Source organism: Enterobacter sp. RHBSTW-00318 (assembly GCF_014101375.1).
In the GTDB taxonomy this organism is placed as follows: Bacteria; Pseudomonadota; Gammaproteobacteria; order Enterobacterales; family Enterobacteriaceae; genus Enterobacter; species Enterobacter ludwigii.
Genome location: NZ_JABXQH010000001.1, coordinates 5037856 through 5064480, shown reverse-complemented (window position 1 = coordinate 5064480; position 26625 = coordinate 5037856). Strand labels below are relative to the sequence as shown.

At 53.4% G+C, this 26625-nt stretch carries 27 protein-coding genes and 1 pseudogene; 11 read left to right on the top strand and 17 right to left on the bottom strand.

Annotation, left to right across the window (positions count from 1 at the left end; all coding sequences use genetic code 11):
* The first annotated feature begins 1 nt into the window (after position 1).
* Positions 2-568 carry a manganese efflux pump MntP gene (gene mntP, locus HV157_RS24975; protein ID WP_014170601.1) on the top strand — a complete coding sequence of 189 codons (567 nt, stop codon included), beginning with the start codon at positions 2-4 and terminating at the stop codon, positions 566-568.
* On the opposite strand, the gene rlmA is transcribed toward mntP, so the two are convergent.
* The 7 genes from rlmA to mgrB form a co-directional block, all read right to left on the bottom strand.
* Complete coding sequence (gene rlmA / locus HV157_RS24970; RefSeq protein ID WP_182269102.1) at positions 565-1380, bottom strand: 23S rRNA (guanine(745)-N(1))-methyltransferase; 816 nt, start codon at positions 1378-1380, stop codon at positions 565-567. The genes mntP and rlmA overlap by 4 nt on opposite strands.
* A 67-nt stretch (positions 1381-1447) precedes the next feature.
* A complete protein-coding gene (gene ftsI / locus HV157_RS24965; protein ID WP_182269101.1) occupies positions 1448-3154 on the bottom strand; it encodes a peptidoglycan glycosyltransferase FtsI in 1707 nt (568 codons plus the stop codon).
* 231 nt (positions 3155-3385) lie between these two features.
* Positions 3386-3595 carry a transcription antiterminator/RNA stability regulator CspE gene (cspE, locus tag HV157_RS24960; RefSeq protein ID WP_001062678.1) on the bottom strand — a complete coding sequence of 70 codons (210 nt, stop codon included), beginning with the start codon at positions 3593-3595 and terminating at the stop codon, positions 3386-3388.
* Positions 3596-3634: 39 nt separating this feature from the next.
* Positions 3635-3751: a DUF2627 domain-containing protein gene (locus HV157_RS24955; protein WP_032611517.1), complete on the bottom strand. Its 117-nt coding sequence runs from the start codon at positions 3749-3751 to the stop codon at positions 3635-3637.
* A 525-nt stretch (positions 3752-4276) separates the two neighbouring features.
* A complete protein-coding gene (locus tag HV157_RS24950) occupies positions 4277-5266 on the bottom strand; it encodes an MBL fold metallo-hydrolase (protein WP_182269100.1) in 990 nt (329 codons plus the stop codon).
* Between the two features lie 23 nt (positions 5267-5289).
* Positions 5290-5580, bottom strand: a complete 291-nt coding sequence (locus HV157_RS24945; protein WP_182269099.1) for a YebO family protein — start codon at positions 5578-5580, stop codon at positions 5290-5292.
* A 74-nt stretch (positions 5581-5654) separates the two neighbouring features.
* Entirely contained in the window at positions 5655-5798 is a 144-nt protein-coding gene (mgrB, locus tag HV157_RS24940) for a PhoP/PhoQ regulator MgrB (protein WP_014170606.1), read from the bottom strand.
* Positions 5799-5957: 159 nt separating this feature from the next.
* On the opposite strand from mgrB, the gene HV157_RS24935 reads away from it, so the two are divergent.
* A complete protein-coding gene (locus HV157_RS24935) occupies positions 5958-6197 on the top strand; it encodes a YobH family protein (protein WP_020883418.1) in 240 nt (79 codons plus the stop codon).
* Positions 6198-6261: 64 nt separating this feature from the next.
* Here the strand turns inward: HV157_RS24935 and kdgR are convergent, their stop codons facing one another.
* The gene (gene kdgR, locus HV157_RS24930; protein ID WP_014170608.1) at positions 6262-7053 is read right to left on the bottom strand and encodes a DNA-binding transcriptional regulator KdgR; all 792 of its coding nucleotides are present in this window, start codon (positions 7051-7053) and stop codon (positions 6262-6264) included.
* 178 nt (positions 7054-7231) lie between these two features.
* Between kdgR and HV157_RS24925 the strand changes: the two genes are divergently transcribed.
* Entirely contained in the window at positions 7232-8605 is a 1374-nt protein-coding gene (locus tag HV157_RS24925) for an MFS transporter (protein ID WP_063858486.1), read from the top strand.
* A gap of 48 nt (positions 8606-8653) precedes the next feature.
* Here the strand turns inward: HV157_RS24925 and htpX are convergent, their stop codons facing one another.
* The 4 genes from htpX to HV157_RS24905 all read right to left on the bottom strand — a co-directional run bounded on the left by htpX (position 8654) and on the right by HV157_RS24905 (position 13077).
* The gene (gene htpX / locus HV157_RS24920; protein ID WP_014170610.1) at positions 8654-9535 is read right to left on the bottom strand and encodes a protease HtpX; all 882 of its coding nucleotides are present in this window, start codon (positions 9533-9535) and stop codon (positions 8654-8656) included.
* A 193-nt stretch (positions 9536-9728) separates the two neighbouring features.
* Positions 9729-11777: a carboxy terminal-processing peptidase gene (gene prc / locus HV157_RS24915; RefSeq protein WP_020883416.1), complete on the bottom strand. Its 2049-nt coding sequence runs from the start codon at positions 11775-11777 to the stop codon at positions 9729-9731.
* A 19-nt stretch (positions 11778-11796) separates the two neighbouring features.
* Positions 11797-12483 carry an RNA chaperone ProQ gene (proQ, locus tag HV157_RS24910; RefSeq protein ID WP_014170612.1) on the bottom strand — a complete coding sequence of 229 codons (687 nt, stop codon included), beginning with the start codon at positions 12481-12483 and terminating at the stop codon, positions 11797-11799.
* Positions 12484-12579: 96 nt separating this feature from the next.
* A complete protein-coding gene (locus HV157_RS24905) occupies positions 12580-13077 on the bottom strand; it encodes a GAF domain-containing protein (protein WP_014170613.1) in 498 nt (165 codons plus the stop codon).
* A 132-nt stretch (positions 13078-13209) separates the two neighbouring features.
* On the opposite strand from HV157_RS24905, the gene yebS reads away from it, so the two are divergent.
* The 4 genes from yebS (at position 13210) to HV157_RS24885 (ending at position 18959) form a co-directional block, all read left to right on the top strand.
* Positions 13210-14493 (top strand): membrane integrity lipid transport subunit YebS, encoded by a 1284-nt coding sequence (gene yebS, locus HV157_RS24900; RefSeq protein WP_020883415.1) that lies wholly within the window; start codon positions 13210-13212, stop codon positions 14491-14493.
* Positions 14462-17095: a PqiB family protein gene (locus tag HV157_RS24895; RefSeq protein ID WP_020883414.1), complete on the top strand. Its 2634-nt coding sequence runs from the start codon at positions 14462-14464 to the stop codon at positions 17093-17095. The genes yebS and HV157_RS24895 overlap by 32 nt, the downstream gene beginning before the upstream one ends.
* 76 nt (positions 17096-17171) lie before the next feature.
* On the top strand, positions 17172-18614 hold the full coding sequence (rsmF, locus tag HV157_RS24890) for a 16S rRNA (cytosine(1407)-C(5))-methyltransferase RsmF (protein WP_182269098.1): 1443 nt from the start codon (positions 17172-17174) through the stop codon (positions 18612-18614).
* Positions 18615-18719: 105 nt separating this feature from the next.
* Positions 18720-18959, top strand: a complete 240-nt coding sequence (locus HV157_RS24885) for a YebV family protein (protein WP_020883412.1) — start codon at positions 18720-18722, stop codon at positions 18957-18959.
* Positions 18960-18993: 34 nt separating this feature from the next.
* Here the strand turns inward: HV157_RS24885 and pphA are convergent.
* Positions 18994-19637, bottom strand: a pseudogene (pphA, locus tag HV157_RS24880) (protein-serine/threonine phosphatase).
* A 167-nt stretch (positions 19638-19804) separates the two neighbouring features.
* Between pphA and HV157_RS24875 the strand changes: the two are divergent.
* Entirely contained in the window at positions 19805-20746 is a 942-nt protein-coding gene (locus tag HV157_RS24875) for a VirK/YbjX family protein (RefSeq protein ID WP_059306269.1), read from the top strand.
* Positions 20747-21152: 406 nt separating this feature from the next.
* Here HV157_RS24875 and HV157_RS24870 read toward each other — a convergent pair whose 3' ends face one another.
* From HV157_RS24870 to yobA, 3 genes are read right to left on the bottom strand one after another with little or no spacing between them, the layout of a single operon-like run.
* A complete protein-coding gene (locus HV157_RS24870) occupies positions 21153-21491 on the bottom strand; it encodes a YebY family protein (RefSeq protein WP_121339451.1) in 339 nt (112 codons plus the stop codon).
* A 16-nt stretch (positions 21492-21507) separates the two neighbouring features.
* Positions 21508-22377, bottom strand: a complete 870-nt coding sequence (copD, locus tag HV157_RS24865) for a copper homeostasis membrane protein CopD (RefSeq protein ID WP_121339449.1) — start codon at positions 22375-22377, stop codon at positions 21508-21510.
* Position 22378: 1 nt separating this feature from the next.
* Positions 22379-22750 carry a CopC domain-containing protein YobA gene (gene yobA / locus HV157_RS24860; RefSeq protein ID WP_153852777.1) on the bottom strand — a complete coding sequence of 124 codons (372 nt, stop codon included), beginning with the start codon at positions 22748-22750 and terminating at the stop codon, positions 22379-22381.
* 137 nt (positions 22751-22887) lie between these two features.
* Between yobA and HV157_RS24855 the strand changes: the two genes are divergently transcribed.
* The 3 genes from HV157_RS24855 to exoX all read left to right on the top strand — a co-directional run bounded on the left by HV157_RS24855 (position 22888) and on the right by exoX (position 24565).
* Positions 22888-23118: a DNA polymerase III subunit theta gene (locus HV157_RS24855; protein ID WP_013096102.1), complete on the top strand. Its 231-nt coding sequence runs from the start codon at positions 22888-22890 to the stop codon at positions 23116-23118.
* Positions 23119-23227: 109 nt separating this feature from the next.
* Complete coding sequence (locus HV157_RS24850; protein ID WP_073396013.1) at positions 23228-23878, top strand: carbon-nitrogen hydrolase family protein; 651 nt, start codon at positions 23228-23230, stop codon at positions 23876-23878.
* 24 nt (positions 23879-23902) lie between these two features.
* Complete coding sequence (gene exoX, locus HV157_RS24845) at positions 23903-24565, top strand: exodeoxyribonuclease X (protein ID WP_014170626.1); 663 nt, start codon at positions 23903-23905, stop codon at positions 24563-24565.
* Here exoX and ptrB read toward each other — a convergent pair.
* Complete coding sequence (gene ptrB / locus HV157_RS24840; RefSeq protein WP_108648151.1) at positions 24562-26622, bottom strand: oligopeptidase B; 2061 nt, start codon at positions 26620-26622, stop codon at positions 24562-24564. The two genes, exoX and ptrB, sit on opposite strands and share 4 nt — an antisense overlap.
* Between the last annotated feature and the right edge of the window lie 3 nt (positions 26623-26625).

The window sequence follows — 26625 nt, the reverse complement described above, 5'->3', positions numbered from 1 at the left end:
AATGAATATCTCCGCAACCCTTCTTCTTGCTTTCGGTATGTCCATGGACGCTTTTGCCGCTTCCATCGGTAAAGGTGCCTCGCTGCACAAACCCAAATTCTCTGAAGCGCTACGCACAGGCCTTATCTTTGGTGCTATCGAAACGCTGACACCGCTCATCGGCTGGGGTCTTGGTATGCTGGCAAGCCAGTTCATACTGGAGTGGAACCACTGGATCGCTTTCGTGCTGCTCGTATTTCTGGGGGGGCGAATGGTGATTGAAGGTTTTCGTGGCAATGGCGATGAGGAAGACGAGCCGCAGCACCGCCACGGTTTCTGGCTGCTGGTGACCACTGCCATCGCCACCAGTCTCGACGCCATGGCCGTCGGTGTGGGCCTGGCATTCCTGCAGGTCAATATTATTGCGACCGCGCTGGCCATTGGTTGTGCCACGCTGATTATGTCGACGCTGGGAATGATGGTTGGCCGGTTTATTGGCCCCCTGCTGGGCAAACGCGCCGAGATCCTGGGCGGTATCGTGCTGATTGGCATTGGTGCCCAGATCCTCTGGGCACACTTCGCCGGTTAATCTTCGCGCTGCCAGCAGTGGATACTGAAATCCGTCTGGCAGCGAAACGTTGTTTGCTCCGCTAAGGTTTTCCACACGCTCGGTTTCGCCCGCCATGCAAATGGCGTCATCTGCAACAACGCTATAGCTTCTTCCCCTGCCAGGTTCATCTCGTAGGCCAGCGTCTGCTCCTGCTTCAGCGTAAAGCCCGCCAGTTGCTCAGAATGTGGCGCATGCAGCCGAACCTCATCATAGATAAGCCCTTTAAGCTCCATCAGATGTCGGGGACCTGGCGTGACGGTAATGACCCATCCGCCCGGTTTGATAACGCGTGCCAGCTCCTGCGCCTTACAGGGCGCATAGATGCGGATAACCGCATCCATGCTGGCATCGTCAAACGGCAGTCGGTGGCTCGATGCCACGCAGAACGTCACGCCGGAGTAGCGTTTTGCCGCCGCGCGGATAGCCACTTTGGAAACATCCAGACCAAATGTCTGCGAGCCCTTCTCTTGTGCAACCTCAGCAAACCGCGCGGTGTAATACCCTTCCCCGCAGCCAATATCCAGCACGCCTGCTGCACTGTCAGTCAGATTATCTTCCAGCAATTGCGCGACGGCCTCTCTGAGTGGCTGATAGTGCCCGGCGTCGAGAAATGCCCGGCGTGCCTGCATCATCTCAGCACTGTCACCCGGATCGCGCGAGCGCTTATGCTGCACCGGCAGAAGATTCACGTAGCCTTCTTTTGCCATATCAAACTGATGTCCCTGCGGACAGGCATAACTTTTTTCTGATCGCGTCAGACGCGCGTGGCAAAGGGGACAACTGAAGGACATGGCAGCTCCGGGGCGTAAATCAAAGGGCGAAGTGTACCGCTATTCGCCCCGGTATAAAACGCCTGGGTTAACGCATGACGATAAGGTGCGAGGAATCAGGCGCCAGACCATCGGGTTTGACGTTCTCAAGACGTAATACGTTACCCATAATCTCGCTGAATACCGGTGCGGAGACGGCGCCGCCATAGTACGCCCCGTTTTGAGGATCGTTAATCACGACCACCAGCGCAAAACGCGGATCGCTGGCAGGCGCGACGCCCGCGGTATAGGCGACATATTTATCGACATATTTGCCGCTGTCATCGATTTTCTTCGCCGTACCGGTTTTCACCGCCACACGGTAATCACGTACCGCAGCCTTAACGCCGCCCCCGCCCGGCAGCGCAACGCTCTCCATCATATGTTCGACCTGATGAGCAATCTCTTCCGGCATGACTCTGTGCCCGATAACGGGCGGATCGATACGGGTAATTGAGAGGGGCCGTTCCAGCCCGAAGCCGCCGATGGTGGCATAGACGTGCGCCAGCTGGAGAGGGGTAACCATCAGGCCATAGCCAAAGGCGAAGGTCGCCCTGTCGAGCTGGCTCCAGTATTTACGCTGAGGTAACAGACCGGCGCTCTCGCCGGTTAAGCCAAGCCCGGTGTTTGTACCAAAACCAAAGTTCCGGTAGGTATCAATCAGGTGCTGAACAGGCATCGCCAGCGAGAGGCGAGATACGCCAGTGTCGCTCGATTTTTGCAGGATCCCGGTCATCGAGAGTTCAGGGTAGTAACCCACATCCCGAATGCGGTGCCCGTCAAGCATATACGGATGGGTGTCAATGACGCTGTCAGGCTGCACCAGCCCCTGTTGCAATGCCGTCATCAGCACAAGCGGCTTCACGGTTGAACCTGGCTCGAACGTATCGCTGATGGCACGGTTACGAAAATCGTCTATTGTCGCGCCCTGGCGGTTATTGGGGTTGAAATCGGGATAGCTCGCCATCGCGAGGATTTCACCGGTGGGGATATTAATGAGCACTGATGCCCCCGACTCCGCCTTGTTCCAGGCCACTGCGTTATCTAGCGTATCTTCGGTGATGGTTTGCAGGCGCTCATCAATACTGAGCTGAATATTGTGCGCAGGCACCGGCGCGACTTCCGTCAGATTCTCCACCACGCGACCGTAACGGTCTTCCCTGACCTGCCGGACGCCCGGCTTGCCTGTTAGCTGGGTGTTGAAACTTTTCTCCACACCCTCAATACCCTGACCGTCAATATTGGTGAAACCAATCAGGTTTGCCGCCACATGCCCGGCAGGATAAAAACGGCGTGATTCTTCGCGTAAATTGATACCCGGCAAATTCAGCTTATCGATCCATTTTGCCTGAGCAGGATCTACCTGCCGGGCAAGGTAGATGAACCTCCCTTGTGGATTCGCGTTAATCCGTGATGACAGGGTGTTCAGGGAGAGATGTAACGCATTCGCCAGCGCCTGCCAGCGATCGTCAAAGCCCACGCCCCCTTTTGCCAGCACCGTTTTTGGGTCGGCCCACACGGCCCTGACCGGGACACTGACCGCCAGCGGCCGGCCCTCACGATCCATGATCATTCCGCGGGGAGCATCAATCGGCAGTTCGCGCAGCGATCGCATATCCTCCTGCTTGACCAGGTTGTCAGGTTTAATAATTTGCAGCCAGGCAACGCGGCCAAGCAAAAACGCCAGACTGCAAAAAATGGCTAAACAGAGCAGCGCAAAACGCGCCGGCGTGAAATTGCCGGCGGTTGTTATCATTTTCTTCTTCACCTGAACCCCAGGACTGTTAAACAACGCCCTGATTTAACGGGAAAAGACGGCCAGAGAGAGGGAAAACAGTGCTACTAACCTCGTAGCTTTGCAACAAGTTACTAACAAGAGCGGGGATGGTAATATTTTGAAAGATAAGGCACATAAAAAAGCCCCGCTATATGCGAGGCTTTATGTCTGAGAGTGAAGTACAACGTGCTTCAGTCAGCAGTGGTTCGATCAGATAGCAGTTACGTTAACTGCAGCTGGGCCTTTCTGGCCGTCCTGAATTTCGAACTCAACGTTCTGGCCTTCAGCCAGAGTTTTGAAGCCGTTACCCTGGATTGCAGAGAAGTGTACGAACACGTCTTTGCTGCCGTCAGCAGGAGTAATGAAACCAAAACCTTTAGACTCGTTGAACCACTTAACTTGACCTTTAATCTTTGCCATTTGCAAAATTCCTTAGAGTGTTTTCTTAGCCCGCAGGCATTACTGAGATAAAACTGAGACATTACTGCATGAGGCACTAATATAAGGTTCGGCAGAGAAGCGGTATTCAACGACAACGTGTTTACTCAGGACTTCTTTACTGAAAATGCCACACATAAACAGAACTGTACCTCGTTTGACCCAAAACGTGTTATCACACACTATGTTTAATATGGCAAGCCATTTTTAAACATGTCTCGATCCGCCGCACAAATTCGAACTGTGCCGGTATGCTTTTGCACAATTATGCGCATGACATATGGACAGCCCTGCTCACTTACACAGACTCGCCGTTGCTTTCACAACCGCTGTTATCTAAGACTTTTTTAACATAGCTCAATCATTCCAGTGCGTCCAGCAACCCGCTAAGAAAAACCCCTACATTGATTGAGTTAGAACAATTTGTGAAAACTTATGCTTAAATCATTGTAACGCCCCTGTATTGTTACAGTGGAAATACAATGTTAATCCTTCACGCTAAACTGTATTAAAAAGCACCAGCTAATAAAGAATGTTATGCACCAAAATAATGAAATTTTTATGACTCTGCATCAAAACAAGGCAAGCAAAACGTTTCGATAAAAATAAAACATTCTTTAGACCTTAGACATACAGAATATATGCAACAATCCAGCGCTTCGTTTATAAGGATAAATATTCACCAATTTTCAGTATCCTGAAGGAATTATTAACCGGTGCTAAATTATCGAGGACTGCAGTTAACTCTCGCACGGGGTCATCAAGCGATTCATCAGCCAGTTCAAACACGCCCCAGTGAATGGGAAACGCCAGTGGGCATCCCAACTGTTGCCACAACGCAACGGCAGATTGCGGATCCATATGATGTATGGCCATGAACCACCGTGGTGCATAAGCGCCAACGGGCAACGCCGCGGCGTTAATTTTACCCAGCCTTTCCGGTATTCGCAGCAGTTCAGGTGAATAGCCCGTGTCGCCGCTAAACCAGAAACGATGATGCCGCCCTTCAAACACCCAGCCACACCACAGGGAGCGATTGCGGTTCCAGAGCGTGCGCATACTCCAGTGCTGCGCCGGTACGGCGGACAGCGTTACCCCCTGCCAGGTGAAACTCTGCCACCAGTCGAGCTCAACAATGCGTCTTGCCCCCCGGCGGCGAAACCAGTCTCCCAGACCTAAGGGAACAAACAGAGTGACGTCGGGGAAGCGTTTAAGGATCCGGCGAATGGTCGCGTCATCCAGATGATCGTAATGATTATGGGAAATAACCACTGCATCGAGTTGCTGGAGCTGTTCGACAGACAGAGCGGGAGGCGTTTTACGTTGTGGTCCGAGGAAAGGTAAGGGAGAGGCGCGGCGAGAAAAAACGGGGTCGGTCAGCAGGGTGTTGCCATCAATGTGCAACAACAGGCTTGCGTGTCCGAGCCACCATACCCCATTTTCCTGCGGCTGCTTAAGCGTTGCCGGCTGCCACCACTGGCGGATAAAGTCCTCATATCCGTTTGTCGGGGGGCGGGGTAAGCCAGCTTCTTTGCGCGCTTTTCGCCAGCGATCAACGTCACCGGGCTGATGCCCGACGGGGTCAGTATTACGAAAACCGTTCGGCGTGTGATGTTTCAGGGAGGGGTCATACCAGGGATTTTTCCAGACCACAGCCACCTCCCGGATAAGACAAATTAACGCTCAGCCACCAGACGGATAAAGTCATCCTGGTCAGTGTTGTCTTCAGCAACCGCGTCTTTCACCGACGCTTTCTCTTCTGGTTCGTTTGCCTCACACAGACGACGTAACAGCGCATTCTGACGTTTTTGTTGGTCAAGCAGCGCTTCCAGCAGTTCGATCTGCTCGTTTGTACGGGAACTGGCACGGTTTACGAAAAACCAAATGACAAGCCCCACCAGCAGAACAACCAACGAGATCATCAGGGATGCCATATTTAGCAGCCCTGAATTCAGTAACTCATCCATTTCACCACCTCAATAAAAACGTCTATCTTACCACTGGTGCGAAGGAAGGAAATCACCTTGAGAAAAAATGCGTGTTACCACGGAATAAACTTATTGATTGCGCAAACGCCGCTAAAAAACTGTACATCCTGATCGCACATCACATTGATAGTCTGCGTCCACAACACCACACAGGCTACCAGCACAATAATCAGAATCACCCAGCGTATTTTTTTCACTCCACACTCCGTCTAAAGGCCCGATATAACCAGGTTATCACGGCTATCTTAAACAAGGACTAACTGTACCGCCATCTGGTCGTTTTCAGAATCATGCACTTGTTTCATAGAGTAAACCGTTTAGGCTTACTGCATGACAACAAAGATAAAGAGGCAATGATGCATTTAATCATTCGTACAATTATTGCACTGGCCGTAGTATGGGTTGGCCTTCTGTTAACCGGCTATGGCGTGCTTGTGGGAAGCACCGAAAACGCCGCTGGATTAGGTATTCAATGCAAATACATGACCGCGCAGGGCATGAGCACGGCACAATATATTCATTCAGACAGCGGGATCATTGGTTTAACCAACTGCCCGGTTCTGCGTAAAACATCCGTCGTCATTGATAACGGCTAATCACCCCGATTGATACTGACAAAAAACGCCGCACTGTGTGCGGCGTTTTTTGTGCCCGTAAGGATCAGAACGGGTAGTCGTTATAGCCCATTTGTTCAGAAATCTTGCGTGCGGCTGTATGGAGAATCGCCACATACTCATGCAGACGTTCTTCAGAAAAGCGCAGGGTCGGGAAAGAGATACTCAGCCCGGCAATGACAACGCCAAAGCGGTCAAATACCGGCACACCGATACAGCGCAGCCCTTCTTCCTGCTCTTCGTTATCTTCGCCATACCCCTGCTCACGTACTTTATCGAGCACGGCCAATAACTCGTCAGTGCTGGTAATAGTGCGTTCAGTACTGCGCTTATATTCCACGCCTTCGAGGATCTGCTTCACTTCTTCGCGATCGCGCCACGCCAGCAGCACTTTGCCAATCGCGGTACTGTAAAGCGGATTACGACGACCGATGCGTGAATACATGCGCAGGTTGTACATGGAGTCGATTTTATGGATGTAGACAATGCTGTCTTCATCCAGTGCCCCCAGGTGGATAGTCTCTTTGGTCAGGCGAGAGATCTCACGCATCTGGATATCTGCGCTGCGGATCAAATCCACGTTTTGCAGCGCACGGGCCCCGAGCTCGAACAGTTTCAGCGTCAGAGAATACTTTTCAGACTCGCCTTCCTGTGCGACGTAACCCAGTGACTTCATGGTTTGCAAAAAGCGATAAACGGTGCTTTTCGACATCATCACACGCTGCGACAACTCTGTAATACCAATTTCACGCTCTTCTCCGAGCGCCTGTAAGATGCCAAACACCTTCAGCACGGAAGAAACAGAATCTGGCTGTTTATCCAAATCTGCAATTGCCATTTACCACCTCATAGAGAGTGTTTTATAAAAATCAGAACCGGTTTTTATTATAAATTCCCGTCATGTTACCTGCAATCGATCCTCGTTTACTTCGTTACAAATCTGCGACATAAAACTGAAATAACGATGCTAAAATAGTTACCCTGAGAATAATTTCACACTGAGCTTTTCATCCCTAATGGAAAAAAACTTGTCCGATGGCCTGCCTTTGCCCCAGCGGTATGGCGCTATCGCCACGATTGTTATCGGTATTTCAATGGCCGTCCTTGACGGTGCAATCGCTAACGTTGCCCTGCCAACCATTGCCAGCGACCTGCATGCCTCCCCTGCCAGTTCTATATGGATAGTCAATGCCTACCAGATAGCGATCGTGGTTTCACTGCTCTCGTTCTCTTTCCTGGGCGATATGTTCGGTTACCGACGGGTGTATCAATGCGGCCTGCTGGTATTCACCTTTACTTCCCTTTTCTGTGCCCTTTCTGATTCGCTGCATACTCTGACGCTTGCGCGCATAGCGCAGGGTTTTGGGGGTGCGGCACTGATGAGCGTCAACACGGCGTTGATCCGCTTAATCTATCCGCAGCGTCATCTGGGACGCGGTATGGGGATAAACTCGTTTATTGTCGCCGTCTCGTCTGCGGCCGGGCCAACCCTTGCGGCGGCCATACTCTCTGTCGCGTCCTGGCAGTGGTTATTCGCCATTAACGTACCGCTGGGTATTGTGGCCCTCTTCTTTGCTCTGCGCTATCTTCCCGCGAACGGTCCCAAAAGCACGATGCCACGCTTTGACCTTATCAGCGCAGTGATGAATGCCCTGACCTTTGGCCTGCTGATTACTGCCCTGAGCGGCTTTGCACAAGGTCAGTCCCTTATACTTACCGCCGCGGAGCTCATTGCGCTGCTGGTGATTGGCTTCTTCTTTGTACGCCGTCAGCTCGCGCTCCCTGTCCCTTTACTGCCTGTCGACCTGCTGCGTATTCCTCTTTTTTCTCTCTCGATTTGTACTTCTGTTTGCTCATTCTGCGCTCAGATGCTGGCCCTGGTCTCTCTGCCCTTCTTCCTGCAAAGTGTGGTGGGACGTACTGAAGTCGAGACCGGACTGCTGTTAACGCCGTGGCCACTGGCGACGATGGTAATGGCGCCGCTGGCAGGGTATTTGATTGAGCGCGTCCACGCCGGATTGCTTGGCGCGCTGGGGCTTGCCGTCATGGCCACGGGGCTGTTCGCACTCGCACTACTCCCCTCATCACCCACCGATCTGGATATCATCTGGCGCATGATCCTGTGCGGTGCAGGGTTCGGTCTGTTCCAGTCGCCTAACAACCACACCATCATCACCTCAGCGCCGCGCCATCGCAGCGGTGGTGCCAGCGGTATGTTGGGCACCGCACGTCTGCTGGGACAAAGCACCGGCGCGGCCCTGGTCGCGCTGATGTTTAATCTTGCCGGGCAAAATGGCAACCACGTTGCACTTTTCACCGCAGGCGCCCTTGCCACCCTGGCCGCCATCATCAGCGGGCTGCGCATTACCCAGCCCAGAGTACAGGCATAAAAAAAGCCGGGCGGATATCTCCAGCCCGGCTCATTGCTCTTCTTAGCGTTACTTCAGGTATTCACCACTGCGCAGCGCTTCGATACGTTTATCCAGCGGCGGGTGACTCATAAACAGCTCGCTCAGCGATTTTGATTTACCGTTAATGCAGAATGCCATAATGCTGGTCGCTTCCTGCGGTTCATAGCTGGTTTTCAGACGCTGCAGCGCGGCAATCATCTTCTCACGGCCAACCAGTTTCGCCGAGCCGGCATCCGCGTGGAACTCACGATGACGGGAGAACCACATGGTGATGATGCTGGCCAGAATACCGAATACCAGCTCCAGTACCGTCGCAACCGCGAAGTAGATCAGCGGGTTGCCGTTACTCTCTTCCCCTTCATCGCGGTTCCCGCCCATAAAGCCTGCCGCGATCTGCGCCAGAATACGGGAGATGAAGATAACAAAGGTGTTCACTACGCCCTGGATCAGGGTCATGGTGACCATGTCGCCGTTCGCAATATGGCTGATTTCGTGAGCGATAACCGCTTCGGCTTCGTCACGGCTCATGTTCTGCAACAACCCGGTGCTGACGGCAACCAGCGACGCATCACGACGGGCACCTGTGGCAAAGGCGTTAATATCTGGCGCGTGGTAAATGGCCACCTGCGGCATGGCGATACCCGCCTGCTGCGATTGCTGAGCCACGGTATTCATCAGCCACTGTTCCATATCGTTACGCGGTTGCTCAATGACTTCACCACCTACCGATTTCAGTGCCATCCATTTCGACATCAGGAGTGAAACGAATGAGCCACCAAAACCAAACAGCAGCGCCATAATCAACAGACCCTGAACGCTGCTCGACTGAATTCCTGTCAGGCTTAGCACGAGCCCGAAAACCACCATCACCGCAAGGTTGGTGAGCAGGAAGAGCGCGATTCGCATCATAATTTTCTTTTAACCTCAGTTTAACAAAGCGCACTATGCGATTACCCACATCGTATGGGTATTACGGCTATTTTCAAGCATCCATCGGGCGTAAGTCACCAGAAAGACACAACTTTACACAATTGGAAATTTGCCTGACGGGAGAATGCGGAACAAAAAGAAACAGGCACAATTTCTTGTGCCTGTTGGGGGATTATTTTGCCGGTGCGGGTTGCACGGCGGGCTTCGCCTTTTCCTGATTCGCCAGGTCAAGAGCGATATGCACCGTCTCGTCGAGGTAAGGATCCGGCTCCTGGTAATCTTTTGGCAGATCGTCCAGTTTCTTAAGCAGAGGCTTACCTTCACGCTTGAAGCGATCGTTGATACGCGCCAGACGCGTTGCATCATCTTCGTTGTTCTCTTTCTCACGCTGAGCGTAGTTGAGAGAAACAATATTCCGTTTATCTTTCAGGGCATTGAAACGAGCAATGTCCTTCATGATGTACTGGAATTCCGGATCTTTGGCGATGCGATCGTTGTGCGCTTTCAGCAGTTCAGGACCAAACTGCGTCATATCACCCGCTTTCACGTAGGTCGCGGCGTTAATGCTATCCCACGGCAATGCGTTATCTTCAAACTTCTCGCCGGTTTCAGTCTCTTCCGTGCCTGTCGGCATCATGATATCCGGCGTCACGCCTTTACGCTGCGTACTGCCGCCGTTCACACGATAGAATTTCTGAATGGTGTACTGAACCGAACCCAGTGCAGGCCATTCCGGACGCAGCATCTGATCGTAGATACGATTCAGAGAACGATACTGCTGTACGGTACCTTTACCAAATGTCGGCTCACCGACAATCAGCGCACGGCCATAGTCCTGCATAGCGGCGGCAAAGATTTCAGACGCGGAAGCACTGAAGCGATCGACCAAGACCACCAGCGGGCCTTTGTAGTAGACCACACCATCATTGTCGGCATCTTCACGTACTTTACCGTTGTTATCGCGCACCTGAACCACCGGACCAGACGGGATAAACAGCCCGGACAGTGAAACCGCTTCGGTCAGCGCCCCACCACCGTTGCTGCGCAAGTCGATGATGACGCTGCTCACGTTCTGCTTTTCAAGCTTCTGCAGCTGGACTTTTACATCATCAGTCAGCCCAACGTAGAAGCCCGGGATATCCAGAACACCCACCTTCTCTTTACCCACGGTCTTCACCGACATTTTCACCGCGCGGTCTTCCAGGCGGATACGCTCACGCGTCAGGGTAACGATACGGGTTTTGGTGCCTTTACCGGCTGGCAGAATTTCAAGGCGAACTTTGCTGCCTTTCGGGCCTTTGATCAGCGCAACCACATCATCCAGACGCCAGCCGATCACATCGACCATGTTCTGTCCGGTTTGACCCACACCAACAATGCGATCGCCTACGCTTATCGCTTTGCTTTTCGACGCCGGGCCACCGGCGACCATTGAGTTGATCACGGTGTAATCATCGTCCATCTGCAGCACCGCACCGATACCTTCCAGAGACAGGCTCATTTCGGTATTAAACTGTTCGGTATTGCGAGGCGAGAGATAATTGGTATGTGGATCGATTTCGTGAGCGAAAGCGGTCATCGCCAGTGAGAAAACATCTTCACTGTTGGTCTGAGCCAGACGACGAATAGCGAATTTGTAACGACGCGTCAGCGTGTCACGGATCTCTTTTTCATCTTTGCCGGTCAGCTTCAGGCTCAGCTCGTCGTATTTTACTTTTCCATCCCACAGCGCATTCAGCTCGGCTTCGTCTTTCGGCCAGGGCGCTTTGCTGCGGTCCAGATTAAAGGTGTCGTTGCCGGTGAAGTCCATCGGACGTTCCAGCACTTTCAGCGCATACTGATAGCGTTCAAAGCGGCGCTTTTGCGACAGGTTATAGAGATCGTAGAACAGATCCAGCTTGCCTGAACGCAACTCGTCACCCACCCCGGATTTACGCTTAGCGAACTGCTCGACATCGCTGGCGAGCAGTACGTTATGGCTGTAATCCAGCAAGTTCAGATAGCGGTCAAAGATTTTGGCCGAAAAGGCCTGATCGAGATCGAACTGACGATAGTGCGAACGAGTGAAGCGTGAGGTCACACGCTCGCTCACCGTCGCGTGCTGCGTCTCTTCCTTGAGGACCGGAATTTGATCAACACGCGTGATATCGTCCACTGCGAAAGCATGGCCCGTTATAGCAAACAGGCCCGCCAACGCGGTGAGCTTAAAAAAAGTGTTCATGCCAGGCTTGGCCTCCGTTTCAGAACAACAAGTGTTCTGCGCGTACAATCATTGACATACCAGAAGTCAGCTGTACACGAACGCCATCTTTGGTGATTTCCAGTACGGTGGCGTCCATTGCGTTGTTACCCGCTTTCACCTTCAGTGCCTGACCCACGCTCAGGGCGTTAATGTCAGAAACCGGCGTATGGCGCGGCTCTTCACGAGGGGCGCGCGGGGCTTTAGCTGCTGGTTTGTCAGCACGCGGTTTGCGATCGTTATTATCGTTACGACGCGGCGCTGGGCGTGGTTTACGCTCACGACGAGGTGCTTCTTCCTGGCCGTTTGCCGCTGCGGCTTCGCGTTTTTTCGCTTGCTGTTCTGCACGTTGTGCCTGAACGCGTGCTTTGGCTTCTTCCAGCTGTTTACGTGCGTGCTCAACGTGCTGCTCGTCCAGCTCACCACAAGGGTTGCCGTCAAGATCAACACGCGTCGCGCCCGCTTTGATACCGTACAGGTAACGCCAGCTCGAAGTATAAAGACGTAAGGCGGAACGAAGCTGAGTTTTGCTGAGGTTCATTTCCCCCTCAACGCGTGCCACCAGATCCTGAAAAATACCGACTTTCAGGGGACGAGCTTCACCTTCAGCACTGAAGCACTGTGGGAAACGCTCGGCCAGAAATGCGATAACTTCTTTACTGCTATTCAACTTAGGTTGATTTTCCATGAAATTTCCTGATTACAACGGACGTTGCCAACAAGCGCAGGCATGAACAGGCGTCATTATAATGACGCTATCAGTAAATGCTACGTTATCCGTTGATTATCCTGCTACGCTCGCAAAGAATTTTTGATAATCGGTTGCGGCGAGAACGTTTTCGAGGTTCGCCACCAGCTCGCGCAGCCCTTGTTCGTCCTCGGTTGTGAAGCGACTGAAGACCGTGCTGTCGATATCCAGAACGCCAATAATCTGATTTTTTACCACCAGAGGCAGAACGATTTCAGAATTGCTGGCTGCGTCACAGGCAATGTGTCCGTCAAACGCATGGACGTCTTCGACGCGCTGTACCTGATTAGTCGCGACCGCTGTACCACAAACGCCGCGTCCTACGGGAATACGCACGCAGGCAATTTTCCCCTGGAACGGGCCAAGCACCAGCGTTTCACCTTCCAGAAGGTAAAAACCGGCCCAGTTAACGTCTGATAGCCGTTCAAACAGCAATGCGCTAGTATTTGCCAGAGTGGCTAAGAAGCTGGTCTCACCCGCCATCAATGCCTTAAAATCGCGGTTAAGATCCGCGTAGAATTCTGTTTTGTTCATTATTCAATCACTTAGTTGTCTTACAAAATTACCGCATAGCCTATTAAAATAAGCATTAAATGCGCTCATGCTCAAGATGAATCCGTTCATGAGTTAATATAACGTTCAACAATACTTATTTGTGCGCAGCTGATGGCCTTAAAAACAACCAAAATTACGCCGACAAAAAAGATAACTGTCCATACGGTAAGCGAAGCTTTGCCTCGTGCACATTATCAGCGTTGCCCGCAGTGCGATACGCTTTTTATGTTGCCGAAGATGAAATCGCATGAAAGTGCTTTTTGCCCCCGCTGCGACGCTAAAATTCGCGACGGCCGCGACTGGTCGCTTACCCGTCTCGCCGCGATGGCCATCACCATGCTGCTTCTTATGCCGTTTGCCTGGGGCGAACCGCTGCTGAAGCTGTACCTGCTTGGTGTGCGTATTGATGCCAACGTACTGCAGGGGATCTGGCAGATGACGCGCCAGGGCGACCCGCTCACTGCCGCCATGGTGCTGTTCTGTACGGTCGGCGCGCCGCTGGTGCTGGTCGCCGCCATTGCCTATCTTTGGTTTGGTAACATTCTGGGGATGAATCTCCGCCCCGTGTTGCTGATGCTGGACAAACTGAAAGAGTGGGTCATGCTGGATATCTACCTGGTGGGCGTCGGCGTGGCGTCCATAAAAGTGCAGGACTATGCATTCTTGCAGCCCGGGGTCGGACTCTTTGCATTTATTTGCCTGGTCTTGCTCAGCATCCTCACACTCATTCATCTGAACGTCGAACAGCTCTGGGAGCGCTTTTACCCTCAGCGTCCGGCCACGCGACCGGATGAAAGTCTCCGGGTCTGTCTGGGGTGTCACTATACTGGCTTGCCCGACCCACGTGGCCGTTGCCCGCGGTGTCATATTCCCCTGAGACTGCGGCGCAACAACAGTCTGCAAAAATGCTGGGCCGCGCTGATTGCCTCGCTGGTCTTTTTGATCCCGGCCAATATGCTGCCGATTTCCATCATTTACGTGAATGGTGGGCGCCAGGAGGATACCATCCTCTCCGGGATCATCTCCCTCGCCCACAGCAACGTGGGGGTGGCAGCAATTGTGTTTATCGCCAGTATTCTGGTGCCGTTTACCAAAGTGGTGGTGATGTTTACCCTGCTCCTGAGTATTCACTTCAAATGTGAGCAAGGTTTACGTACCCGAATTCTGCTTTTGCGATTCGTCACCTGGATTGGCCGCTGGTCGATGTTGGATCTGTTCGTGATTTCGTTGATGATGTCGCTGATCAATCGCGACCAGTTATTAGCTTTTACAATGGGACCCGCAGCTTTTTATTTCGGCTCCGCGGTGATATTGACTATTCTTGCTGTGGAATGGCTGGATAGCCGCTTACTTTGGGATGCACATGAGTCAGGAAACGCCCGCTTCGCCGACTGAAGCGAGAATTAAAACAAAACGCCGCATTTCTCCATTCTGGTTGCTGCCTGTCATCGCCCTGATGATTGCAGGCTGGCTTATCTGGACGAGCTATGAAGATCGCGGAAGCACCATCACCATTGACTTCCAGTCTGCCGACGGCATTGTGGCCGGGCGAACCCCTGTCCGCTTCCAGGGGGTTGAAGTGGGTACCGTTCAGGACATCAGCCTGGGAAAAGGGCTGAATAAAATTCAGGTCCGCGCCAGCATTAAGTCCGATATGCAGGATGCGCTGCGCAGCGAAACGCAGTTCTGGCTGGTAACGCCTAAGGCCTCTCTGGCGGGTGTTTCAGGGCTGGATGCACTGGTTGGCGGTAACTACATCGGCATGATGCCGGGTAAAGGTGAACCGCAGGATCACTTTGTTGCGCTGGATACCCAACCAAAATACCGACTGAATAACGGCGATCTGATGATCCATCTGCAGGCACCGGATTTGGGTTCCCTCAACAGTGGCTCACTGGTTTATTACCGTAAAATTCCGGTAGGTCGCGTTTATGATTACGCCATCAACCCGAATAAACAGGGCGTGACGATTGATGTGTTAATCGATCGCCGCTTCACTAACCTGGTAAAAAAAGGCAGTCGTTTCTGGAACGTCTCCGGCGTGGATGCTGACCTCAGCCTGAGCGGTGCCAAAGTGAAGCTCGAGAGCCTGGCCGCACTGGTCAACGGTGCCGTTGCCTTCGACTCTCCGGAAAACTCCAGCCCGGCCACGGCAGATGACACCTTCGGATTGTATGCTGACCTGGCGCACAGCCAGCGCGGCGTGATCGTCAAACTCGCCCTGCCCGATGCTAAAGGGCTGAAAGCGGGTTCCACACCGCTTATGTATCAGGGATTGCAGGTTGGGCAGCTCACCAAAATGACGCTCAATCCAGGCGGTTCCGTGACCGGTGAGATGACCGTCGACCCGAGTGTGGTTGATCTCCTGCGCGAAAAAACGCGCATCGAGATGCGCAGCCCAAAACTGTCTCTGAACGATACCAGCCTGAGCAATCTTCTGACCGGCAATACGTTTGAACTGATCCCCGGTGAAGGTCAACCCAGCAACAGTTTCGTTGTTGCGCCGGCAGATAAAGCGCTACTTCAAAAACCGGGCGTCGTAACGGTAAAACTGACCGCGCCTGAAAGTTACGGTATCGAAGCCGGCCAGCCGCTGATTCTGCATGGCGTCCAGGTGGGCCAGGTGCTGGAGCGTACGCTCTCTGAAAACGGCGTGAGCTTCTCGGTGGCTATCGATCCGCAATACAGCGACCTCGTGCATGGCGACAGTAAATTTGTGGTGAACAGCCGCGTCGACGTCAAGGTTGGCCTCGACGGCGTTGAGTTCCTCGGTGCCAGCGCCAGCGAATGGGTTAACGGTGGGATCCGCATTTTACCGGGTAATAAAGGCCCGGTGCGCGACAGTTATCCGCTGTATGCCAACCTGGACAAAGCGATTGAAAACAGCATGAGCGATCTCCCAACCACGACACTGACGTTAAGCGCCGAGACGCTTCCTGATGTCCAGGCTGGCTCCGTCGTGCTGTACCGGAAGTTTGAGGTTGGGGAAGTGATTGCCGTACGCCCTCATGCGGACGCGTTTGATATCGAACTGCATATCAAACCGGAGTATCGCAAGTTGCTGACCCCGAATAGCGTGTTCTGGGCCGAAGGTGGTGCGAAAGTGCAGCTTAACGGTAACGGGCTGACCGTGCAGGCCTCCCCGCTTTCACGTGCGCTGCGCGGAGCGATCAGCTTCGATAACCTCAGCGGTGCGGGTGCAAACCTGCGTAAAGGCGATAAGCGTATTCTCTTCCCGTCAGAAACCGCTGCCCGTGCCGTTGGCGGACAGATTACCCTGCATGCTTTTGATGCAGGGAAGCTGGCGGAAGGGATGCCTATCCGTTATCTGGGTATTGATATCGGGCAGATCCAGAAGCTGACGCTTATCACCGCGCGTAACGAGGTGCAGGCCACCGCCGTGCTCTACCCGGAATATGTTCAAACCTTCGCCCGCTCAGGCTCCCGCTTCTCGGTGGTGACGCCACAGATTTCGGCCGCTGGCGTTGAGCACCTCGACACTATCCTGCAGCCTTATATCAACGTCGAACCCGGTAAAGGGAATGCTCGCCGTGACTTTGAACTGCAGGAAGCCACGATCACTGACTCTCGCTATCTGGATGGCCTGAGCATTGTGGTGGAAGTGCCGGAAGCAGGCTCGCTGAACATCGGCACACCGGTGCTGTTCCGTGGGATTGAGGTGGGTACAGTGACGGGCCTGACGCTCGGTACGCTCTCTGACCGCGTGATGGTGGCATTACGCATCAGCGATCGTTACCAGCACCTGGTGCGTAATAACTCGGTGTTCTGGCTGGCCTCCGGCTATTCACTGGACTTCGGTCTGACGGGCGGGGTGGTGAAAACCGGCACCTTCAACCAGTTCATTCGTGGCGGTATTGCTTTCGCTACACCACCGGGGACGCCGCTGGCGCCGAAAGCGCAACCGGGCAAACACTTCCTGCTGCTCGAAAGCGAGCCGAAAGAGTGGCGTGAATGGGGCACTGCCCTGCCGCGTTAATCTCAGGGCTCCGGTGTCAACGCACCGGAGCCTTTATGTTACACTGCGCCCCTGAACTTTTCCCTGTGGTGTGCACGTGGCTCAAAACTCCGTATTTCTTCCTGAACAATTCCTGGCGCAGATGCGCGAGGCGCTTCCTTCTCACCTCTCGTTAGACGATTTTATAGCCGCCTGTCAGCGGCCGTTGCGCCGGAGTATTCGCGTCAACACGCTGAAAATAAGCGTCGCCGATTTTCTGGCGCTGGTCTCGCCGTATAACTGGCAACTGACGCCAGTACCATGGTGTGCAGAAGGTTTTTGGATTGAACGGGATGACGAAGCGTCGTTGCCATTGGGCAGTACCGCAGAACATCTGAGTGGTCTGTTTTATATCCAGGAAGCCAGCTCGATGCTGCCGGTTGCCGCCCTGTTTACGGATGAAAATGCGCCAGAACGCGTCATGGATGTCGCTGCCGCGCCGGGCTCCAAAACCACGCAGATTGCCGCCAGGATGGGGAATCGCGGAGCCATTCTCGCCAACGAGTTTTCAGCCAGTCGCGTTAAAGTTCTGCACGCTAACATCAGCCGCTGCGGGATCCATAACGTTGCCCTGACGCACTTCGATGGCCGCGTATTTGGCGCAGCCCTGCCAGAAACGTTTGATGCCATCCTGCTGGACGCGCCCTGCTCCGGCGAAGGGGTGGTGCGTAAAGATCCTGATGCGTTAAAAAACTGGTCTGTAGAGAGTAACCTTGAGATTGCCGCCACCCAGCGCGAACTGATCGACAGCGCCTTCCATGCCCTGCGTCCCGGTGGCACATTGGTTTATTCGACCTGCACCTTAAACCGTGACGAGAACGAGGACGTCTGTCTGTGGCTCAAGTCGCAATACCCTGATGCCGTCGAGTTCCTGCCGTTACACGGTTTGTTCGCTTCAGCCAATGAAGCCGTCACGCCTGAAGGATTTCTGCACGTTTTCCCCCAGATTTATGACTGCGAAGGTTTTTTTGTCGCACGGTTGCGTAAAACGCAGGCGGTTGAGCCACTGCCAGCCCCGACGTTTAAGGTCGGCAATTTCCCCTTCGCCCCCATGAAAAGGCGTGAGGCGGAGCAAGTCACTACCGCCGCCGCTAAGGTCGGGCTGGCCTGGGATGACACATGCCATCTTTGGATTCGCGATAAAGAGATTTGGCTTTTCCCGGCAAATATTGAGCCGCTTATCGGCAAGGTACGTTTTTCCCGCATCGGGATCCGCCTGGCGGAAGTGCACAATAAAGGCTATCGCTGGCAGCATGAGGCTGTTATCGCCCTCGCCGGCAGCGAGAATACGTTCGCCCTGACGCACCAGGAAGCCGAAGAGTGGTACCGGGGCCGTGATGTATATCCGGACAACACGCCATCGCATGATGAAGTGGTGGTGACCTATCAGGGTTATCCGTTAGGGCTGGCGAAAAAGGTGGGCTCGCGACTGAAAAACAGCTATCCGCGAGAGCTGGTTCGTGATGGACGATTGTTTACCGGTAACGATCGCACCGGCTGAAAAAAGCGCATTTTTTTACTGGCGATTTTGCTCTCCTTGTCTACGATCAAAAATGGATGCCCATACTGGTCATACCAGATTTTGATAACACACCCGGAGAGCAATATGACGAAAACCAGCGTGCGTATTGGCGCTTTCGAAATCGACGACGCAGAATTGCGCGGCGAAGCACAGGGCGAACGAACGTTAAGTATTCCCTGCAAATCCGACCCGGATTTGTGCATGCAACTGGATGCCTGGGACGCCGATACCAGCGTACCGGCAATACTTGATGGCGAACACTCAGTCCTTTACCGTGAGCATTACGATAGTCAATCCGATGCCTGGGTCATGCGTCTTGCCTGACCTAAAGAGAACCCGCCCGAAGGCGGGTTATTTATTACTGAAGCTGCGCCAGCGTAAAGTAACCATCGAAAACGGCGCCGGTATCAATGTAGTGCAGGTTATTAAAATCATACCGCCGGTCAAGTGGCGTATGTCCGAACCAGAAATGGTCCGCACCGCCGATCCCCTGCCCTTTCCCGACCATAAACCCCATCAGCCGATCGCGATCCCATAGTACGTGCTGGGCGCTTACGGGTTTTTGCCAGCGGTATTCCGCAGCGGGATAGTCAGCGTGAGCAATCACATTCAAACCGTTTGCACAGGTTATCTCGATAATGTGCGGCAGTTCCCGACACGCATTAAGTAACGTCAGCGCCAGCTGCTGCTGTGTGTGCTCAAGGCGGGTAAACCAAATTCCGCCATTCATTGTCCAGAGTGCAAAATCATTATTATCAAGGCTGTCGATAGCCATTTGTTCATGGTTGCCCCGTACTGCACGAAACCATTTTTCATTCATGAGCTGTAAACATTTAATACTGTCAGGGCCACGGTCAATTACATCCCTACGGAAATAAGCAAATCCTCATAAGGATTAAAATGCCGGCGTTTCAGTTCATCCATGAGCCATTGATAACAACCATGTATGTCGCTGACAACCCAGACGTGCCGCCACTTCCCACCATCGATTCGCTGATACATAAAACCTCCTTGCTTAAGTATAGACGCAGCAGAAATTGCAGCTGACACGCGCAGCATTCACAAAGCCAAACGAACGGTAAACCAAATGGAAATAAAGATCCGCGCGCTATTAATCCCTTTTTGCTGACTCTTTAGAATAAGGCATGAATTAAACGAGAGGTCTTAACGTGTCTAATATGCACCTGCACGACGATGTGTTCTATCCGCATCGCACAAATATCATTTCCGAGCTGGTGAAAGGAAAACGCGTTCCGGGTCCAATCTGGCAGAAGCGCGAGTATCGTCTGAAGTTCCTGCTGCGCTCGCTCCTGTTCTGGTCTTCCACCCATCGCGTGCTGGAAACGCTCTCAGGACGTGATGATTTTGACCGTCTGCTGGCCTCTCAAATTACCTTACCGAGTAAAACCCATCGGCAGTATCTGATGCGTGGCCTGACGGCCGGCGATCGGGCTGACGCTATCATTAGCCATTATCACTGGGTCGATAGCCTGAAAAATATCACCCTCGCCAACGCGCTGACCAGCCCGCAAGAGCAGACGATAGTGCAATTTCAGGCAAAAAACGACGCGACGTATACCGTGAGTGCCTCCTCTGCCGGCAAAGCCGAGCGGGAAGGTGAAAGCACGCTGTGGCTGCGCGACAGCGAGAATACCGTGCTCGCAAGCCTGACGTTTAGCGTCGCCCGCAGCAACGGGCAGCGAGTGCTGGTGATTGGTGGGCTTCAGGGGCCACGTCGCAACGTCTCGCATGACGCCATTAAACTGGCGACCCGCGCCTGCCATGGCCTGTTTCCAAAACGCGTGCTGATGGAAGTTGTTTTCCAGCTGGCCGCACATTCATCCGTCCGGGCGATTTTTGCTGTCGGTGATGAGGGGCACGTTTTCCGCGCACTGCGTTACCGCCTGAGCAAAGGCCGTCATTTCCACGCCAGCTATGACGAATTCTGGGCGAGTCTGGACGGTAAGAAAATCTCCCCCTTCTGCTGGCAGCTGCCGTTACAGATGGAGCGTAAATCCCTGGAAGATATCGCCAGTAAAAAACGGGCGGAATATCGCCGTCGCTTTGAACTGCTTGACTGCATTGAGGCTGAGGTGAAATCACGCTTTTAAGCGCGCTGAGAGCTTTCTTCAACTCTGCACAAAAATTTAACAAAACCGACAAAAAGGGCTGGACTTACGCCTGCCGTTTTGTGATATGGTTGAAGGCGGATCACTGAACGTGTCCCTTCTGAGAGAGCCGGTGAAAGGAATAAATCGTTTGCTTTCAATCAGATAAAAAGAGACCGAATACGATTCCTGTATTCGGTCCAGGGAAATGGCTCTTGGGAGAGAGCCGTGCGCTAAAAGTTGGCATTAATGCAGGCTAAGTCGCCTTGCCTTTTAAGAATAGATGACGACGCCAGGTTTTCCAGTCCTCAGTTAAAGCGGCCGGAAAAAAAGCGTATGAGCATCATTAAAAGTAAAAAACCGCAGTGCTTTCGCAAGCATCTGCGGTTTTTTATTGGAAACCCGAAGATTAACAAAGCGTGTCTGCACGCTCGATAAACGGTGCCAGGCTCATCTTCTGCCCTGGATGCGTGGGATCATCAATCTGAATAACGCTGATTGGCTGTCCACTGCTTTTGCCGCTGGCGACCTGCTGCTCTGCGACATCATTTAAAGGGTATTGCACCAGCGTGCTTGGGTTAATCGCATACAAGGCGTGCCCCGGACGGCAGGTCAGCATCACCTCTTCACGATTAAACGCCCATTTGTCCTTACCCACTTCAAAACGGCTGACGGTAATGACCTGTGGTGCGGCCAGGGCACTCCCCGTGCAGGCCAGCAAGATGAGAGAAAGTAGTGTCTTTTTCATAGGATAGTTAACCTTGTCAGAAGGGTTCCCAGGTCGCGAACAGACTGACTGTAGCCAGCACCAGCGCACCCAGCACCACTTCTGCATGTGTCATTCTGATAAATATTTGTTGTTCTCGCCCGCTTTGCGCACGAAACCGTGGCACCAGAAAATACCGATTTGCCAGCGCAATTACCACCATCAAAGCCACCAGCGCACATTTGAACAACAAAAATTGCACGTAACGGGCCTGCCAGGGAATATCGATACCCAGAATAAACAGCGCATTAAAAACGCCGGTAAGCACCACGCCTGCTACGGCGTAATGCCCCACGCGTGAGAAGCGCATCATGGTGTAGATTGCGGCAGGCTGCCACTGCCCTTTCGCCAGACGCATGCAAAACAGCAGCGGCAGTAATCCGCCAAGCCAGGTTGCAGCACATAACACATGAAGAGCGTGATTAAGGCGCTGTAATGCGCCCACCGCGCCTTCGTTCATTGTCGCATGCCCTACTCCCGCCAGCAGGACGAACTGTCCCATGGCGAGCAGTAACAGCCGTGAGCCTTTATGCGGAGCCAGCCATGCTGTACCGGCAGTAAGGGCCGCGAGAATAATTTGCCACAGCCAGACGCTTCCAAACTGCGTGCCCAGCACGCTACGCCAGATGTCGGGGTTGACGACATCGCCCCAGCCATTCCCCATTAACCCGCCCTGAAGCGTAAACATCAGGAGCGCTGTCACCAGGCTGATTAACGCCGCCATTCTCTGCTGCGACTGAAAACGCCGGGACATGAGCCGTTGCAGAGAGGAAGGAGCAAACCAGACGCTATACAGCGCATTGCCAAAAATAAGCATTAACGCGCCGAAATGGAGAAAGCGCAGCCCTACGTAGCACATCGCCAGCATGCTATTTCACGCTAAAGTGATAACTGCCTTTTGTCTTGTGGCCGTCTACCGACACCACATGCCAGTCAACCTGGTAGGTTCCGGGCGTCAACTCGCGATCCAGCGGCACATTCAGCTGCGTCTTGTCTTTCTCGTCGCGTTTAACGGCACCGGTGCTGATGGTCTGCTTTTGTGCATCCGTCACCACCACACCGCTAAAACCGGGCTCAATACCTTCTGAAAACGTCAGCGTCAGCGTGCGCGGTGCCGTCACGAGGCTATCTGCTGCCGGAGTCTGTTGTTTAAGGTGAGCGTGCGCCAGCACGGAGGGTGACATCACGCAAGAGGCCAAAAAGACCAGTGCGCCTGCCGCGCGGGAAGAGGATAAACCCATCGCAATCATTCCTTTTTGTTATGCCTGTATGGCAAAGAATAACTCTGTATAATAAGCGAGTCGAGGATCATCCCACCTCTGCTTGTCATCGTCGAGCAATCGCGGTAACGTTGCCGCCGTCTAAAAAGGAGAAGGTAATGAAGATCAATCTGGCCGCCCTTCCTCAGGACGAGATGGATAAAGTGAATGTCGATCTCGCTGCCGCTGGCGTCGCATTTAAAGAGCGTTACAACATGCCCATCGTGGCTGAAGTGGTTGAACGTGAGCAACCTGCTCATCTGCGCGACTGGTTTCGCGAACGCTTAATTGCGCATCGTCTCGCCTCAGTTAACCTCTCTCGTTTACCATACGAACCTAAAGTTAAATAAGCTTAACGAGTCGTTACACTTCCTTACGCGGAATATGGCAGGATAAGAAAACCCTGATTAAATTAGGTGTATTCTTAAATCACTGCGGCTCTGTGTAAAGGAAGTCACGATGTCACAATGGAATATTGCTGCGGCCCAGTATGCCGGGCTGCACCACAGTGTAGATGAACATGTCGCGCACCATCTCCGTTTCATTGCCGAAGCGGCACGACAGCAGTGCGATTTGCTGGTATTCCCGGAGCTCTCATTAACTGGCCCAGGGACAACGACGCTCCCCGCCCCTCCCGATGATAAACAGCTGGCCCCGTTGCTAAACGCCGCGAAATTATACCGGATTACTATTATTGCCGGGCTTCCGCTCGACGTGAATGGCCATCGTCAGAAAGGCCTTGCCCTGTTTACCCCTTCTCGCCATAACATCCTGCGCTACCCTCAGGGTCGCGGTGCAAGCCTGATCCCGGGTGATAAACAGCTGACGATCATCGATGCACATGCTGATTCGCCAAATCTCGACCCGCAGGCGACGCTGTTTACCAGCTGCCAGTCAGTGGGAGATAGCCGCTGGCGGCAGTCCATCAGTACCCTGCAGCGATTCGCACACAAATATGCCATTGCGGTGTTAATGGCGAACGCGCGCGGCGGCAGCGCGTTATGGGATGAAAAAGGTCAGCTGATCGTCCGCGCGGACAAAGGTGAACTGCTATTGACCGGATCTCTTGGCAGACAGGGTTGGCAAGGCGATATCATTCCTTTAGGCTAGGCGTTTTAGGCTCAGGAGAGTTCAATGCTGCGCGTCATCGATACCGAAACCTGCGATCTTCAGGGCGGAATAGTGGAAGTGGCTTCTGTCGACGTGATTGATGGAAAAATAGTCAACCCAATGAGCCATCTGGTACGTCCCGACCGCCCGATCAGCCCGCAGGCTATGGCTATTCATCGCATTACAGAATCGATGGTGGCGGACAAACCGTGGATAGAAGAGGTGATACCCCACTATTACGGTAGCCCGTGGTACGTCGCGCACAACGCCAGTTTTGACCGCCGGGTGCTCCCCGACATGCCCGGAGAATGGATTTGCACGATGAAACTGGCGCGTCGTCTCTGGCCCGGGATTAAGTACAGCAATATGGCGTTGTACAAATCCCGTAAGCTGAGCGTCAGAACGCCGGAGGGTCTGCACCATCACCGCGCCCTGTATGACTGCTACATCACCGCCGCGTTACTCATTGATATTATGAATAACTCCGGCTGGACCCCTGATGATATGGCGACCATTACCGGGCGTCCGGCGTTGCTGACTACCTTCACCTTTGGCAAATACCGCGGTCGGGCGGTTTCCGATATTGCGGATAAAGATCCGGGCTATCTGCGCTGGCTCTATAACAACCTCGATAAGATGAGCCCGGAACTGCGTTTAACGCTTAAGCACTATCTTGGCGAAGCTTAACGCTCCGCACGGCCTGGCAGCGTCTCCTGTGCCAGGCCAATCAAAAACGCATACTCCAGAGCCACGCCTTCGTAAGATTTAAATCGTCCCGATTTCCCGCCGTGACCGGAGTCCATATCCGTGCACAGCAGCAGCAGGTTGTCGTCGGTTTTCAGTTCCCGCAGTTTCGCCACCCATTTTGCAGGCTCCCAGTATTGCACCTGTGAATCGTGCAATCCGGTGGTTACCAGCATGTGCGGATACGCTTTCGCTTCCACATTGTCGTACGGGCTGTACTCTTTCATGTAGCGATAGTAGATCTCATCCTGCGGGTTGCCCCACTCTTCAAACTCTCCAGTCGTCAGCGGGATGGATTCATCCAGCATGGTCGTTACCACATCGACAAACGGCACCTGCGCAATAATCCCTTTAAAGCGTTCGGGACGCTGATTGATGACGGCCCCCATCAATAATCCTCCCGCGCTGCCGCCCATACCAAAGCAAAGCCCAGGATCGCCATAGCCCTGCTCAATCAACGCATCGCAGACGTCGAGATAATCATTGAAGGTATTTTTCTTTTTCAGGAATTTCCCGTCTTCATACCAGTGCTGACCCAACTCCCCGCCGCCGCGAACATGCGCAATGGCGAACACAAAACCGCGATCCAGCAGACTTAACCGGCTGCTGCTGAAATCAGCGTCCATGCTTGAGCCGTAGGAGCCGTAGCCGTAAACCAGAATCGGATTCTTACCTTTCTGGAAATACGCCCGATGATAAACAAGCGAGACCGGCACCTCGACGCCATCGCGGGCGGTAACCCACAGGTGCTCGCTTCGGTAGTTGTCGGAATCAAACCCTTTCACTTCGGACTGTTTAAGCACCTGACGTTGCCCGGTGTCCATATCCAGCTCAAAGAGCGTATCGGGCGTGGTCATAGACGAGTAGCCGTAGCGCAGACGCGACGATTCCGGCTCAGGATTAAACCCTATCCACGTAACATAGGCCGGGTCGTCAAACGCAATCCCGATCACTTCCCGCGTTTTGCGGTTAATTTGCCGCAGGCTGGTCAGCCCCCGCTGGCGCTCCTCAACCACCAGCCAGTCGGTGAACAGCGTAAACCCTTCGAGCATTACCTGCTCCCGGGCGGGGATTAACACTTCCCACTTACGTTCATCGCGTACTTTGGTTTTGTAGAGGCCAAAGTTTTTACCCTCCCGATTAGAGCGCAGGTAAAAGCTGTGCTGGAAGTGATCGAGGCTGTATTCATGATCTTTACGTCGCGGCAGGAAGCACAGCGGCTGCGCATCAGGTAGCTCGGCGTCCAGAAGCAGAACTTCAGAGGTTGTGGCGCTGGCCAGGAAGATAATCACATAGTGGCGAGACGAGGTTTTGTGCAGGCTGACATAAAACGTTTCGTCTTTCTCTTCGTAAACCAGTTCGTCGTCAGCAGAATCCGTCCCAACGGTGTGGCGCCACACCTGGTAAGGCAACAACGTGGAGGCATGCTTTTTGACGTAGTAGACCGTTTCGGAATCATTCGCCCAGACAAAGTCCGGCGAAACGTTATCCAGCATTTCCGGATACCAGTTACCGGTTTCCAGGTTGCGAAAACGCAAACCGTACTGACGACGGGAGAGGTAATCCTCCGCCAGCGCCATAATGGTGTTATCGGGGGAGATGGACATGCCGCCGAGGGTATAAAACTCGCTGTGGGCGGCGCGCTGGTTGGCATCCAGCAGGATGTCCCACTCATCCCATTCGGCGCATAACACCGACTGTCGCTGGTAGATGGGATACTCGTTACCAGGTTCGTAGATATGGCGATATCGATAGCCATTTTTGGTCCATGGCGCGGAAATATCGCGCTGGGGGATACGCTGCACCATTTCATTTAACAGCTGGTCCTGCAACGCCTGCTGGCTGGACATGACCTTGCGGCCATAGTCGTTTTCCTCGTGCAGGTAGTCGAGCACTTCTGGCCGGGAACGGGAGTCGTCCCGCAGCCAGTAATAGTTATCTATACGCGTATCGCCATGCGTGGTGATCGCATACGGAGTACGTCGGGCTTTCGGTGGCATGTC